Annotated in this window: 11 protein-coding genes and 2 tRNA genes; 3 read left to right on the top strand and 10 right to left on the bottom strand. The window is 65.4% G+C overall.

What is annotated here, in order from left to right:
* Nucleotides 1–10 precede the first annotated feature (10 nt).
* The 5 genes from ACSBOB_RS16235 to ACSBOB_RS16255 all read right to left on the bottom strand — a co-directional run bounded on the left by ACSBOB_RS16235 (nt 11) and on the right by ACSBOB_RS16255 (nt 4,887).
* Nucleotides 11–988: a lipid A biosynthesis lauroyl acyltransferase gene (locus ACSBOB_RS16235; protein WP_442583412.1), complete on the bottom strand. Its 978-nt coding sequence runs from the start codon at nt 986–988 to the stop codon at nt 11–13.
* Nucleotides 985–2,013, bottom strand: coding sequence for a zinc-binding dehydrogenase (locus ACSBOB_RS16240; RefSeq protein ID WP_442583413.1), 1,029 nt, complete (start codon nt 2,011–2,013; stop codon nt 985–987). The genes ACSBOB_RS16235 and ACSBOB_RS16240 overlap by 4 nt, the downstream gene beginning before the upstream one ends.
* 81 nt (nt 2,014–2,094) lie before the next feature.
* The gene (locus ACSBOB_RS16245) at nt 2,095–3,366 is read right to left on the bottom strand and encodes a beta-ketoacyl-ACP synthase (protein WP_442583414.1); all 1,272 of its coding nucleotides are present in this window, start codon (nt 3,364–3,366) and stop codon (nt 2,095–2,097) included.
* A 14-nt stretch (nt 3,367–3,380) separates the two neighbouring features.
* Nucleotides 3,381–4,565: a beta-ketoacyl-ACP synthase gene (locus ACSBOB_RS16250; protein WP_442583415.1), complete on the bottom strand. Its 1,185-nt coding sequence runs from the start codon at nt 4,563–4,565 to the stop codon at nt 3,381–3,383.
* Nucleotides 4,566–4,602: 37 nt separating this feature from the next.
* Nucleotides 4,603–4,887, bottom strand: coding sequence for an acyl carrier protein (locus tag ACSBOB_RS16255; protein ID WP_396650658.1), 285 nt, complete (start codon nt 4,885–4,887; stop codon nt 4,603–4,605).
* 19 nt (nt 4,888–4,906) lie between these two features.
* On the opposite strand from ACSBOB_RS16255, the gene ACSBOB_RS16260 reads away from it, so the two are divergent.
* Nucleotides 4,907–5,893, top strand: coding sequence for a glycine-rich domain-containing protein (locus ACSBOB_RS16260; protein WP_442583416.1), 987 nt, complete (start codon nt 4,907–4,909; stop codon nt 5,891–5,893).
* A gap of 48 nt (nt 5,894–5,941) precedes the next feature.
* Here the strand turns inward: ACSBOB_RS16260 and ACSBOB_RS16265 are convergent, their stop codons facing one another.
* The 5 genes from ACSBOB_RS16265 to ACSBOB_RS16285 form a co-directional block, all read right to left on the bottom strand.
* Nucleotides 5,942–7,081, bottom strand: coding sequence for a slipin family protein (locus ACSBOB_RS16265; protein ID WP_442583750.1), 1,140 nt, complete (start codon nt 7,079–7,081; stop codon nt 5,942–5,944).
* Between the two features lie 362 nt (nt 7,082–7,443).
* Nucleotides 7,444–7,517: transfer RNA gene (locus tag ACSBOB_RS16270), tRNA-Ile, on the bottom strand.
* Nucleotides 7,515–7,588: transfer RNA gene (locus ACSBOB_RS16275), tRNA-OTHER, on the bottom strand. Before ACSBOB_RS16275 ends, ACSBOB_RS16270 begins: the two co-directional genes overlap by 3 nt.
* Nucleotides 7,589–7,809: 221 nt before the next feature.
* Complete coding sequence (locus tag ACSBOB_RS16280; protein WP_442583417.1) at nt 7,810–8,364, bottom strand: histidine phosphatase family protein; 555 nt, start codon at nt 8,362–8,364, stop codon at nt 7,810–7,812.
* Between the two features lie 98 nt (nt 8,365–8,462).
* Complete coding sequence (locus ACSBOB_RS16285; RefSeq protein ID WP_442583418.1) at nt 8,463–11,528, bottom strand: caspase family protein; 3,066 nt, start codon at nt 11,526–11,528, stop codon at nt 8,463–8,465.
* Nucleotides 11,529–11,699: 171 nt separating this feature from the next.
* Here ACSBOB_RS16285 and ACSBOB_RS16290 point away from each other — a divergent pair, with 171 nt between their 5' ends.
* Complete coding sequence (locus tag ACSBOB_RS16290; RefSeq protein WP_442583419.1) at nt 11,700–12,650, top strand: AEC family transporter; 951 nt, start codon at nt 11,700–11,702, stop codon at nt 12,648–12,650.
* A gap of 267 nt (nt 12,651–12,917) precedes the next feature.
* Nucleotides 12,918–13,244: a hypothetical protein gene (locus ACSBOB_RS16295; protein ID WP_442583420.1), complete on the top strand. Its 327-nt coding sequence runs from the start codon at nt 12,918–12,920 to the stop codon at nt 13,242–13,244.
* Nucleotides 13,245–13,255 lie beyond the last annotated feature (11 nt).

The raw sequence follows: 13,255 nt of genomic DNA on the forward strand, positions 1-13,255 counted from the left end.
CCGCGACGGGCTAAGGCGTTTTGGTGACAACTCCGGCACCGCGCCCGCCACGGCGGTTCTTGCTCGTCAGCTTCCAGCGCTTGTGGAACCACATCCACTGGCCGGGATCCTCGCGCACCCAGCGCTCGACCACGTCGTTGAGCAGTTGCGCCGTCGAATTGACGTCGATGCGCCCATTCTCCAGCCGCGGCAGGTCGAGCTTCGGTTCGATAACAAGGCGAAACCGGTTGCCGGGCAGGCGCATGCAGCGCGCCGGATAGACGTCGCAATCATATTGGCGCACCAGCTTCGGCAGCAGCGGGCTGGTCTCGCAGGGGCGGCCGAAGAAGGTCGTTGGCAAGCCATGGCGGAACTTCTGGTCGACCAGAACGCCGATCGTGCCGTTGTTGTCGAGGATTCTCGCCAGCGCGAACGACACGCCGGAGCGCGAGGCGATGAGGTCGCCCATGGTCGAGCGCCGCGTCGAATTGATGTAGTCGGCGATATAGGGGTTGTTGGGCGGCCGGAACAGCGACGTCACCTTCATGCCATAGGCGGCGCCGGCGATCGGCAGCAGTTCGAAATTGCCGAGATGGCCGGTGAACAGGATGTGCGGCCGGTCTTCTTCCGCGATTGTCTTGAACAGCGGTATGCCTTCGACCTCGATTCGGCCCGAACTCTCAGCATGCAGGTCGAAGTCGAACAACTGGTCGAGGAAAACATATTCGGCGGCCAGCCGCGCCATGTTGCCCCACATGTCGACGGCGATGGTCTTGATCTCGTCTTCGCTCTTGTCCGGATAGGCTTTTCGCAAATTCTCCAGCGCCACCTGATGCCGGCCGACCAGCGGTCCGAGCCGCCGCGCCGTGCGGTCGGCGAAATTGATCGCGTTGTCCGCCGGCAGCAGCCGCAGCACGCGCATGGTCGTCAGCGCCACCTGCGCCGTCAGCCAGTAGCCGGCCTGCGTCAGGAACCGCGACAGGTGATAGAGGCGGTCGCGCGACTTCATCCGACCCGCAGGATGATTTTCCCGAACACGTCGCGGGTTTCCATGCGCTTCAGCGCGTCGCCGATCGAGCCGAAGTCGACCTCGGTGTCGATCACCGGCTTTACGATGCCGGCCGCCATCTTATGCATGGCGTCGGCCATGTTCTGCATGCGGCAACCGAACGAGCCGAAAATCTTGATCTGCTGCTGGAAGAGCTGCATCAAATTCATCTGCGTGGAGACACCCGAGGTGGAGCCGCAGGTGACGATGCGGCCGCCGCGCTTCAGGCAAAGCATCGAGCCCGCCCAGGTGTCGGCGCCGACATGCTCGAACACCACGTCGACGCCCTTCTTCTTCGTCAGTTTGCGCACCACGCCCTCGAAGCGGTCGTCGCGATAGTTGATGACGTGGTCAGCGCCCAGCGCTCGGGCCTTCTCGATCTTGTCGTTCGAGCCCACCGTGGTGATCACCGTGCAGCCCATGCGTTTTGCAAGCTGGATCGCCGCCGAACCGATGCCGGAGCCGCCGGCATGGACGAGGATCGTCTCGCCGGGCTCCAGTTTCGCATTGTCGAACAGCATGTGCTCGACCGTGCCGAAGGTGACGGGCGCGACGGCCGCGCCGACCGCGTCGACGCCGGGCGGGGCAGGGACCAGCAGGCGCGCCAGCAGGTTTATTTTCTCTTGCGCAAAACCGTCGAGGTGGAAACCGTGGACGCCGCCGACGTGCTCACAGAGATTGTCGCGGCCGGTTTTGCAGGCCCTGCACAGGCCGCAGGTGCGCGCGCCGTAGATCGAGACCAGTTGCCCGGGCACCAGGCCGGCGACGCCCGCGCCGATCGCTGCGACCACGCCGGACGCTTCGGCGCCGATGGTGAGCGGCAGTTTTCGCTTGGCAAAAGCCATGCCGCGCCAGCCCCACACATCGATATGGTTCAGCGCCACCGCCTTGATGTGCAGCGTTACCTCGCCGATGGCCGGCGGCGGCGGCTCCGCGATATCGACCTCTTCCAGCCTGCGGTCTTCGATCAGTTGCAGCGCGCGCATTATTGGATGGTCCTGTGGGTAGGATTCGGTCCGCTTGAAGGGGCGCAAACAGTAACCGCTCAAAAAAGGTGAGCGCTCCGCCTAAACGGGTTCCCGTGCCATGACAAGGCAGGTGTTCTGGCCGCCGAAGCCGAAGGAGTTGGAGATCACGGTCGAAACGTCAGCCGAACGCTTGACGTTCGGCACCACGTCGAGGTCGATTGCCGGGTCCGGATGGTCGTGGTTGATCGTCGGCGGAATGACGCCTTCCAGCATGGTCATCAGCGAGAACGCCGCCTCGATGGCGCCGGCGGCCGACAGCGTGTGGCCGATCATCGACTTGTTCGACGAGATCGGAATCGTCTTCACCCGCTCGCCGAACACCGTCGACAGCGACAGATGCTCCATCTTGTCGTTCTCGGGCGTCGAGGTGCCGTGGGCGTTGACGTAGTCGATGCCGTCCTCGCTGAGCCCGGAATCGGCGAGGGCGGCGCGCACAGCCGCGATTGCCGGCGAGCCGTCCGGCTTGGAGCGCGTGCGGTGGAAATCGTCGGCGCGCTCGCCGCAGCCGGCCAGGATGCCCAGCACCCTGGCGCCGCGCGCCAGCGCGCTTTCCAGCGATTCCAGCACGAGAGCCGCCGAACCCTCGGCCAGCACGAAACCGTCGCGGTCTTTCGAAAACGGTTTCGACGCCTTTTCCGGCACCTCGTTCTGGGTGGACAGCGCCGACAGCAGCGAGAAGCGGATCAGCGCCTCGGCCGTGGCCGAGCCGTCGGCGCCGATCGACAGCGCGCGGTCGCTCTCGCCGCGCCGGATCGCCTCGACGCCGAGTTGGATCGAGGTGGCGCCCGAGGCGCAGGCGGTCGACAGCGTGATCGGCAGGCCGCGCGCCCCGAATTTGTCCGACAGCCGGTCGGCGATCGAGCCGAACTGCGTGGTCTCGAAGATATCCAGCGACCGCAGCGCCCGCGCCGCGTCGGCGATGCGCTCGGAGGCCGTCGCGCCCTTGCCGTCGTGGTAGAGCGCCATGCGGTCCTTCCAGTCGAGCTCGACCGGCGGCGAGGCCAAAAACAGCGGGCCGCCGAAATCGTCCAAACTCAGCCCGGACTGGGCGACCGCCTCCGTGGCGGCGGTGTCGGCCAGTTCGAAGGTCAGCGGGCTGGCGCCCTTGTCGCTCGACTTCAGGAAATCGATGGTGCCGGCGATCTGCGTCTTCAGATGGTCGACGGGAAAGCGGGTGATGGTGTGGATGCCGGAGCGGCCGGCGGTCAGCGTTTGCCAGTTGTCCGTCTTGCCGACGCCGAGCGAGGTGACGACGCCGATGCCGGTGACGGCGACCAGCGGCCTGCCGAGATGATCCGTGGTTTTCGTCATGGCCAGTTTCCTGCTCAAGCCCGCGCGATCAGTGCCGCGCCCTCGAAGGCATGATAGCCGATGGTGGTCGCGAGCGCCCGTCCCGGCGCACCGGCAGGCTTTTCAACCTCGCGGTCGAAAGCCGGGTAGGCGGCCCCCTTGTGCATGGCGAGCGCCGCGAGCGCCACCGCGAACGGAAACTGCGCTTCCTTCATATGACCGGTTCGCGTGCCGAAGCCACGCAGCGCGACATTGGGCAGAGTGTCGAACGCGGCCCGTTCGGCTGTGGTTGCAGCGTGCGCGCCGGACGCGCCCGACAGCGCCAGCATTTCGCCGGCCGGAATATTGAGCCGTCCCAAAAGGTCGGAGATGCCAGCGACGAGATCATCCCGCGAACGACGGATACGCGCCGAGACCACGCTTTCGATCTTCGCATAGGGTTCCTTGCCCCGGCCCTCGGCATGCTCGCGCGATTCCAGCACGAGGAACGCACCGCCCGAGCCGGAGACCACGCCGCCGCCTTCCGAGCGGGCGCGCTGCCACACCGGCTGCCACGGCGCGCGGTGCAGATAGCCGCCGAGTTCGTAGCCCAGCAGCATGTCGGCGTTCTCGGCATTGAAGTCGCCGCCGACCAGCATGTGGTTCGACTGGCCGGAGCGGATGCGCGCCACCGCCGTCTCGACCGCCGCGATGCCGGCCCCTTCCTCGCCCATGAAGGTGCGCGACGAGCCCGTCACCTTGTGGACGATGGAGATGTTGCCGGCCAGCAGGTTGGAAAGCTGCGCCAGGAAAAGGGTAGGGCGCAGATCCGTGGTCAGTTTTTCGTTGAGCAGGACCTCGCGGTCGTTGCGCGTCGCCGAGGCTTCCAGGATCTGCGCGTCCACCGCCTCGTCGCGTTCGCCGCCGGCGGCCGCCACCACCATGTCCATCGAGGCGCACAGGGCCTCGTCGTTTTTCAGCCCGGCATCGTCGAGCGCCAGCCCCGCCGCATAGACGCCCAGCCGCTGCCAGGTCTCCATCTGCCGCTGGTCACCGCGTTTCGGGATCTGCTGATTCCAGTCGACGGCCGGCAGCGGGTGTACGCTGTAGGGCGGAAAACGCTCCGCATCGACGATAGGCCCGGCCGACTCGTCGTTCAGCGCCGCCCAATGCGCGTCAGAACCTTCGCCGAGGCAGGAAACCAGTCCGATGCCGGTGATGACGACGTCGCGTGCTCTCATGTCAGCCTGTCGATCGAAGGGTCTGGCCGGACGCGGCTCAGGCCGCTGCCTTGGCGGCGACCAGGCCGTCGATCTTGGCGCACAGGTTCTTCATGACGAAATAGTCGTCGGTCGAAGCCTTGCCGTCGTTGACTTCCTGCGTCCACTTCTCAAGCGGCACCTTGATGCCGAATTCCTTGTCGATCGCAAAGACGATGTCGAGGAAATCCAGGCTGTCGATGCCGAGGTCGTCGATCGTGTGGCTCTCAGGCGTGATCTTGTCGCGGTCGATCTCGCTCGTCTCGGCGATGATGTTGGCGACTTTGTCGAATGTCGTGGACAAGGGCTAATCCTTGAAAAGAGTGCAGAGTCGCGCGGCTGCCCACCACGCGCAAGTTTTGCCGCTGTCTAATCGGTTTTGGCGTTTTGGGGAAGGGCGTTTTGCAGTGCAACCCATGCGGTCGGCGAAGGGCTTGCACCCGATGGTGCATGGCTGGAAACTGCGTCGGGATTGCGATAAGTATATGGTCCACGAGGGTGGGCCGCTGATGGACGTCGAATTCAGCACCGAGATCGACCTCTCGCATGGCGACAAGCGAGCCGCTGGCCCGCCCGCCGGGCTTTCCAACCCTGAGCTTTTTGCCCGCATCGATGCCTACACGATCGGACCCGCCGACGCCGAATTGAGTTTTGCCGGGCGCCTTGCCCGGGAAAACGATTGGTCGGACGGCTACGCAGCCGAGGTCATCGTCGAATACAAGAAGTTCGTCTACCTCATGTGTGTCTCCGAGGGCAGCCTCACGCCATCGCGCGACGTCGACGAGGTCTGGCACCTGCACCTGACCTATTCGCGCGACTATTGGGAGCGGTTCTGTCGCGACACGCTGAATCGCGACCTACACCATACGCCGACCGAGGGCGGGCCTGATGAAGCGGACAAGTTTTATGGGCTCTACAACGACACTTTGCGGGCCTACGAGGCGGAGTTTGGGGTCAGGCCGCTGTTCCCAATCTGGCCCAGCGCAGAGGAACGGTTCTCCGAGACCTCCAATCCGGCAAAGATCAGCAAGGACCGGTATTTTTTGGTCCCGAGGCGATATTACAGTTTCCTGACGGTGGTCTGCGTGGCTCTATTCCTGGCCGGCTGCAACCTGGGTGGCCTGTATTGGTTCGAGCTCTACCCGCTTTTGTTTTTCGTCTCGCTTGTCTTCACGATCATCACCTTCTTCAACGCCTATGCGCCGAATAAGATAACGAAGGGTGGCTCGGCGGGCGCTTCCGGCTGTGGCGGCAGTGGCGGCTGCGGAGCCAGCGGTTGTGGCGGCGGAGGTTGTGGCGGCGGCGACTGACGGCTGTCAAACAAAACAGGCCGCCCCTTTCGAGGCGGCCCGCCTTGGTCAATCGCGAAGCTTCACAAGATCGTTGAGCAGCCCGCCCGTGCCGTTATGCACGGTCAGCCGCTCGACCTTGCCGGCGATGGTCTCCAGCGCCTCAAGCTCCTTCAGCCGCAGCATGACCGGGTTCTCGGCCATCACCTTCGCCGTGTTCAGCAGCGAACGGGTCGCGTTCGTCTCCTCGCGGCGGCGGATGACGTTGGCCTCGGCCTGCTTCTCGGCCGCGACCACCTGGTTGAGGATGTCGCGCATCTCGCCCGGCAGGATCACATCCTTGAGCGTGATGTCCGACACCTCGATGCCGATCTCGGCCATGTCGGCCCGCACCTTGGCCGCCGCCTCGGCGTCGACCGTCACCTTCTGTTCGAGGATCTGGTCGAGCGTCATCGCGCCCAGCGCCTTGCGGAACGTATACTGCAGCGCGCGGTAGAAGGCTTCGGAAAAATCCTTCACCGCCGTCACCGCCTTGACCGGGTCGACGACGCGGTATTCGGCCGCGATGTTGACGCGGATCGTCACGCGATCCCTGGTCAGCATCTCCTGGCCGGCCACGTCGAGCGACTGCCGCTTTAGGTCGACGACCTTCATTTGTACCATGCGGCCGACGTTCCAGAAGGCGTGCACGCCGGCGGCGAGCACCTTCACGAAGGCGCCGTCGACGAAGAGCAGGCCCGCCTGGCCGTCCACCACCGGATGCACGGTCATCAGCTCGGTCTTGCGCGCCTGGCCGAGACGCCGCATCAGCGCCGGCTCGACCGCAAGGTCTTCGCCGACCGGAACGGTCGTGCCCGTCCACGGTCCGGTCACGGTCCAGACCACGAGCTTGCGGTCCGGGCCGAGCACGGCGTGAAGCTGGCCGTCGCGCTCGACGACAGCCACTTCCGTGCGTCCGGTGCGGAACACGGTGAGGTGGCGCGCCGCCACGTCCGGGAGCTTTTCGAACAAGGCCTTCTCGTAAGGCGAGGTGAATTCCGGGTTCTTCAGGTCGTGGCGCGCGATCTCGAGACGGTTGCCCCGGTTCGCCAGCGAGTGCTCGCCCGGCTCGAGGATCGTCTGGATCTCGCCCTTGTAGAGGGCGATGGCGCGTTCGTTTTCCTTCACGAGGACGCGCTGGCGTCCAAGCATCTTTTCGAGAATGGTCATCATGTTCGTCACTCCTGTCGGGCATGGCTAGGTCATGCGTCGAAAGTCCTTTCTTCGTTTCGCGTCTCGGTTCAGTCCTACGTTCCCGGGCAAAAAAGATCCGGGGACTGGTGGCGTCCCGCGCGGCGGATCGTCGGGAGAGGGCGTCGAGGCGCTTTGGCGGGCGCGGGCAGCCAAAGCTTCCCTTGCCGGTCGGAGCGCGTCTTCGCCGTCACCGCGGATCGGCCGCAGCAAGACGGCCTCGGATCATCAGGCAGGCTCTTGCCCGTGGGCTTGAACCGTCCCTCCCATCCTTGGCATTCCAGTTCCCGGACCGTCGTTCAGATAGACACCGTGACAGGGTGCTGCTGGTTTTTCAGGCCAACAAGGAGAAGGATTCGAACCTTCGACAATCAGATTATAAGTCTGATGCTCTACCCAACTGAGCTATCCATGGAGCAGACAAAGGGAATCGAACCCCCGACCTCCGGGTCCAAACCCGGCGCTCTACCACTGAGCTACATCCGCTGGTTTCCGACCTCCGAAGCGGCGCCGTACACAGGGAGGCAGAACCACCTGCGCGGGCGGAGCAAAAAACTCCAGCCGTTGTGCTCGCTCCGGCTTTCGTGACCGGGAGCGCGCCTATAGCCCCTGCGACGGGTTGTCGCAAGCGGCATTGTCATGGCAATTTCGCGGCTTCTTTGGGTGGTTGTATTTCGGCAACATCTGTCTGTGTCGCGCATACCGAATCAATTGAACACGATCCGCCCCAGCACCCGCAGGCGATCGCCGTCCGCCTGCACGATCACCGCCTCGCCCTCGCGCGGCGTCACGCCCGTCAGCGCCTGCACCACATCCGCATGGGTCACCATCACCAGATTGTCGGAGCCGGCGAAGCCGGCCACAGCCTCCATGATGGCCTTCAGTTGCCCGGCCTTTTCCACCTCGTCCGCCTTAACCGGGTCAAGCGGCTCGAACGGTTCGGGATCGGCCTCGAAGGCGAGGCGCGCGGTATCGAGGCAACGGCACCAGCGGCTGGACAGCACGCGCTCGATGGGGGCTGCGCGCGCCGCGAACAGCGCGCCAATTTTTCGCGCCTGCTGTTTTCCGCGTTCCGAAAGGTTGCGCTGCGTGGCGCATTTCTCGATGTCGAAATTGGCGGGCTCGGCGCCGCCGCCGCTCATGGCGTGGCGCAGCAGCACGACATGCCCGCCTTCGCGGAGCAGCGCCCAACCGGCTTCCGTGGCCTGCGCGGCAGGCGCCGCGGCGATCGCCAACAGCAGCGCGAAAACGATCCGAAGCATCCATCCTCCCAGTCTTTCTCCGGATATAGGGATGGCAAAGCGCCGTGAAAGACAAGGCAACCCGTCCTGCCGAATACGTGATCGCCGTGCGCGGCCCGCTATTTCGCCAATTGCTGGTCGATCAGCGCGATCTTCTTGTCGGTGAGCGGGATCGGCATGAGATAGCCGGCCTCGGTAAAACCCTGCTTGGCGAGTTCGAAATACTGCTTCGCGCGTTCGTATTCCGGTTTGCCGCCACCCCCGAACGAGGCGAGGTTCCAATGCACGTCGCCGAGATTGTTCTGCTCGAACGCCCATTGCAGCGGCTGAGCCTTCCGCGTGAACACCTTTAGCGAGGCCGAGAACGCGGCCTCCGCCTCATTCAGGTATCTGGCGGTCGTCTCGCGGTTGCCGAGGTTGATCAGGCTCATGCCGAGGCCGTTCTGGGTGTTGGCCCAGTCGACCGGCGCGTTGTCCTGCGTCAGCACCTCCAGCGCCTCGCGCCGTGCTGCGATGGCGTCCTTCAGGCTTTGCGTGCCGTCCTCATTGTTGCTCAGCCAGTGAAGCGTCGAGCCGAGCGCGGCCTTCGACAGCGCCCAGGAACGCGGCGTCGCCTCGCGCGAATATTCGGCCAGCGAATCGCGATAGGCGGCGACCGCCTCGTGATAGCGCGCCGGCTCGTTCGACATGCCTCCCAGCAGCTGCAAGGTGTTGCCGATATTGTAGTTGGTCATCGCCCAGTCGAGCGGGAAATCCCGGCGCTTGTAGACGCGCAGCGCGGCCCGGAAGGTCGAGGCCGATTCCTTCATCGTCTCCTGGTCCATGCGGCGCTGGCCCAGCGTCTGCAGGATGGCGCCGAGATTGTTCTGGGCGGACGCCCAGTCGACCGGAAAATCCTTGCGGGTGAACACGGCCTGCGCGTCGCGCAGCGCCGTCGCCGCCTCCTCCAGCACATCGGTCCCGAGGTCGAACTTCGTCGAATTGCTCAGCGCGTTGGCGAGGTTCAGCCGGCTGGTCGCCCAGGAGCGCGGGAAGGATTCGCGCTTGCGCACCTCCAGCGCCGCGCGGAACGCCGCCGCCGCTTCCTGGTACTTCGCCGGATCGTTGCGGTAGGTGCCAAGCGCGTTCAGCGTGTTGCCGAGATTGTTCTGCACCAGCGCCCATTCGACGGGATATTTTTCGAGCGAAAACTCTTCCAGCGCCAGCCGGTAGGCCGCTTCGGCGGCGACAAGGTGCCCGGCGCCGGTCTCGCGCTCGGCAAGGGCGTAGGAGGCCAGCCCGATATTGTTCTGGGTGTTGGCCCAGTCGCGCGGCAGTCTCGCCCGGTCCTGCTTCTCCAGCGCCTTGCCGAAAGCCTCGATGGCGTCGCGGATGCGTTGGTTGTCGCCCTCGCGCTCGCCGAGTTTCAAGAGCACGGTGCCCATGTTGCTCTGCGCGTAGGCCCATTCGGTGTCCTGCTTGCCGTCGTCCAGCCAGCGGAGCGCTTCGCGATAGGTGTCCAGAGCGTCCTTGAGCGTGGTGGAATCGGTGTCCATTTCACCGAGGCTTTGCAGCGCCACGCCGTAATTGTTGAGGGCGAGGCCGCGATTCGCGGTCTGGATGGCCTGGTCGCCGGACTCCAGGACGCGCTGGTAGAGGTCGAGCGCCCTTCTCAGCGCCTCGCGCGCCCCGGTCTTGTTGCCGTGATCGTAGAGCGCTGTCGCCTGCGCGCTGAGAAGCGTGCGGAACGTTTTTCCGTCCCAGCGCTCGGCAAGGTCAGCCGCCTTTCCGTAGTCGGCCGCAGCCGCCAGGAAATCGAAACCGAGCGCGGCAGCGTCGCCTCGCTTTTCATAGACGGCGGCGTCGGCCAGCCTGCGTTGTTTCAGCGCGGTCTCGGCCTGGTCGACCGTGCCGGTGTTGGCCTCCACCCGCGCCACCGCATCGTCCAGGAATTTTCGCGCCGTGGCGATGGCGCCCTCGCGGATCGCCTTGTCGGCGGAAGCGGAAAGCCGCGCGATCTCCGGATCGTCGGTGCGCAATGCTTCGTTCTGCTCGATCAGGTCCTTCAGCCGGCCGGCCTGTGCGTCCAGCACCTTCCCGAGCTGCGTCGGGTCCTCCGGAATGTTCTCCGTGCCCAGTGCCTTCAGGACGCCGTAGAGCGCGTCGAGCGGCACGCCGTCTTTCGACGCCGCCGTCTCGACCTGCACGCGGTTGACGTCGGGCAGGGTGGAGATTGTGAGCAACAGTTTCCGCCGCTCACCGGTGATCAGCGCGTCGTCGCCGGCGGGCTCGTCCGGCGAGACGCCGAAATAGAGGAAGCGGCGCAGGCTCTCGTTGGTCCACGGCCGCTGCCGCGCTCTGGTGTCCAGATACACCTCCTCGGTCACCATGCGCATGACCGCGCCGAATTCCTCGCCCTTCATCGCCGACAGATGCCGCAGCAGCGCGGCGGCATAGGGGCTGTTCTCTCCCGCCGGGCCGTCCAGCGCCGGCCGGCCGGGCTCGGCCGCGAAACCGACCAGCATTCCGAGGTTTTCCGCGGCCTTGTCGGCGTCCGGCAAGGCTTTGGCGCCGCGCACCAGCGTCAGCCCCCCAGCCCCGACCGGCTCGGCCGAGCCGGTCGGCGTCCGCCGCAGCTTCGCGCCGGCCGGAAAGGGGTTGGTCCGGCAGGCATCCAGCAGCACGATGGAGACGGGAACCGTCTGCTTCAATCGGTCGATGATGCCGGAGACCGCTACCAGCCGCTCGCCGGCGTCGTCCAGCGCCGAAAGGTCGGCGTCCACCGGCACCAGGAAATTCTCCCCGGCCGCCTCGATGCCGTGGCCGGAATAATAGAGGAAGGCGACGTCCGCGCCCTCCGCGTCCTCGACGAAACGCTCCAGGTCGCGCGCCAGCTTCTTCGCATCGCGGTCGCTGACGCTGCGGGCGTCGAAGCCGAGATCGGTCAGCAGCTTGACCATCTCGCGCGCATCGTTGGCAGGGTTGGGCAGCGCCGGAATATGCCGGTAATCCGACTGGCCGATCACCAGCGCCACGCCGTTCAGGCTTTCCTCGGCGCGGGCGGGCAGGGCGGCGATAACGGTTAAAGCGAGGAGAGCGATCGCCAGAAAAATGCCGGTCGGGGACCGGAGGGTCGCCGCTCCTGTCGCGACGCGCGAGGCGGCGGGCCCGGAGGGCGAGCCTGAGGGGAAGTCAATGCTGGTCATCCCGGCAATCATGTCCCTTGCGCCAAAACCTGACCAGCGACATCGCGGCCCTTCCCGGAGAAATTGTGGCAGGCGTTGCGGCCCGGCCAAACCTCGCCTATCAAGGCCGCAGCCTTTTCCGGCGCGGACTCCGGCCCGTCGCCCCCAATGCTCGGGCCGATCCGCCGAAAAATGTCCCCGCTCGTCGAAACCGTGCTGTTCATCTTCGGCCTCGTGGCGCTCGGCTACGTCGCCGGAGCGACGGGCTACCTGAAGGTCCAGACCGGCGACGCGCTGTCCGAGTTCGCGGTCGGCGTGGCGCTGCCGCTGCTTTTGTTCCGCACGATGGTGACCGCCGATTTCCACGGCGCCGCGCCCTGGGCGATGTGGGGCGTCTATTTCTCCGCAGTCATCGTCGCCTGGACGACCGGCCACCTTCTGACGACGCGGGTGTTCGGCCGCGATTCCAAGGCCGGCGTGGTCGGCGGCGTTTCCTCGGCTTTCTCCAACATCGTGCTGCTCGGCATCCCGTTCATGCTGGGCGTGTTCGGGCAGCAGGGGTTCGAGCAACTGTCGCTGCTCATCTCCGTGCACCTGCCGACGATGCTCATGGCTTCCATCATCCTTTTCCAGTTCGTCAGCCGGCGGGACGGCGAGCCCATGCATCCGCTGATCATCGTGCGCGACTTCCTGCGCAGGTTCTTCACCAACCCGCTGATCCTGGGGATCTTTCTCGGCCTGCTGTGGCGGCTGGCCGGCATCGAGATGCCGGCGCTGGCGATGCGCTTCGTCGACGCGCTGGCCGGCATCGCCGCGCCGCTGGCGCTGTTCGCCATGGGGCTCGGCCTGAAGAAATTCGGCATTTCCGGAAACGTGCGGCCGGCGATCGTGCTGTCCATGGTGAAACTCTTGCTGATGCCGGCGGCGGCCCTCGCGCTGGCGTGGCTGTTCGGCCTGCCGCCGCTGACCGCCAAGATCGCGGTGGCCGCCGCGGCCCTGCCGTCGGGCGTCAACTCCTACCTGATCGCCGTGCAGTTCGGCACCGGCCAAGCGCTGGCGTCGAACCAGATGACGATCGCCACCGCGCTCGCCGCCGTCACCATGACGGCGTGGATGGCGGTGGTGCAGATGGTGTTCGGGTAGGCGCCGCCCTGGCGAAGTGCATCGCGCCGGCGATCACGGCGCTGCGCTGGGCGGGTAGGGCCACGTAAATTACACACCTCCGCTGGCGGTCCCCGACATTGTCGCTAATGTAGTGCAATCTCTAGAGCCAACGGTTTTTGGTACGGGCTGGCTCCGACTGCGGGCCTGTAAGGCACCGGGAAGCGGGGCGAGGCTTTTGTACCGCGGTCACACTCCTGGTTTCAGAGACAACAAAGACGTCGTTCCGGCATCTGAGGAGAAAGTCCAGTGGCAATAATCCATAAAATGTACCTCTCGACTGGTGTTCTTGCCTTGCTCGCGCTGGCCGGTTGCCAGGGCTCTCCCGGCACGAAGGCTTCGGCAGCCACGGGGCAGATCGTCTCGGCCGGCCAGATGCCCGACTTCTGCCGGTCGCAGTTCGCCAATCAAACGGGAGTGACTCTCGGGGAAATCTCGACGGACAATCCCGTCGTCGCGGCCAGCGGAACGACGATCCGCGGCTCTTGGACCTTGCCGAACGACGATGACACGGCGGGAACTTTCCTTTGCCGCTTTGGACCCAACGGTGCGTTCCAGGGTGTGAACCAGATCTGAGGCGGCGTTTC

It is taken from the genome of Mesorhizobium sp. KACC 23794, assembly GCF_052180275.1.
GTDB lineage: Bacteria > Pseudomonadota > Alphaproteobacteria > Rhizobiales > Rhizobiaceae > Kumtagia.

Coding starts and splice junctions, on each gene's coding strand:
- ACSBOB_RS16235 (WP_442583412.1), bottom strand. CDS start 988: ATGAAGTCGCGCGACCGCCTCTATCACCTGTCGCGGTTCCTGACGCAG.
- ACSBOB_RS16240 (WP_442583413.1), bottom strand. CDS start 2,013: ATGCGCGCGCTGCAACTGATCGAAGACCGCAGGCTGGAAGAGGTCGAT.
- ACSBOB_RS16245 (WP_442583414.1), bottom strand. CDS start 3,366: ATGACGAAAACCACGGATCATCTCGGCAGGCCGCTGGTCGCCGTCACC.
- ACSBOB_RS16250 (WP_442583415.1), bottom strand. CDS start 4,565: ATGAGAGCACGCGACGTCGTCATCACCGGCATCGGACTGGTTTCCTGC.
- ACSBOB_RS16265 (WP_442583750.1), bottom strand. CDS start 7,081: ATGACCATTCTCGAAAAGATGCTTGGACGCCAGCGCGTCCTCGTGAAG.
- ACSBOB_RS16280 (WP_442583417.1), bottom strand. CDS start 8,364: ATGCTTCGGATCGTTTTCGCGCTGCTGTTGGCGATCGCCGCGGCGCCT.
- ACSBOB_RS16285 (WP_442583418.1), bottom strand. CDS start 11,528: ATGACCAGCATTGACTTCCCCTCAGGCTCGCCCTCCGGGCCCGCCGCC.
- ACSBOB_RS16290 (WP_442583419.1), top strand. CDS start 11,700: ATGTCCCCGCTCGTCGAAACCGTGCTGTTCATCTTCGGCCTCGTGGCG.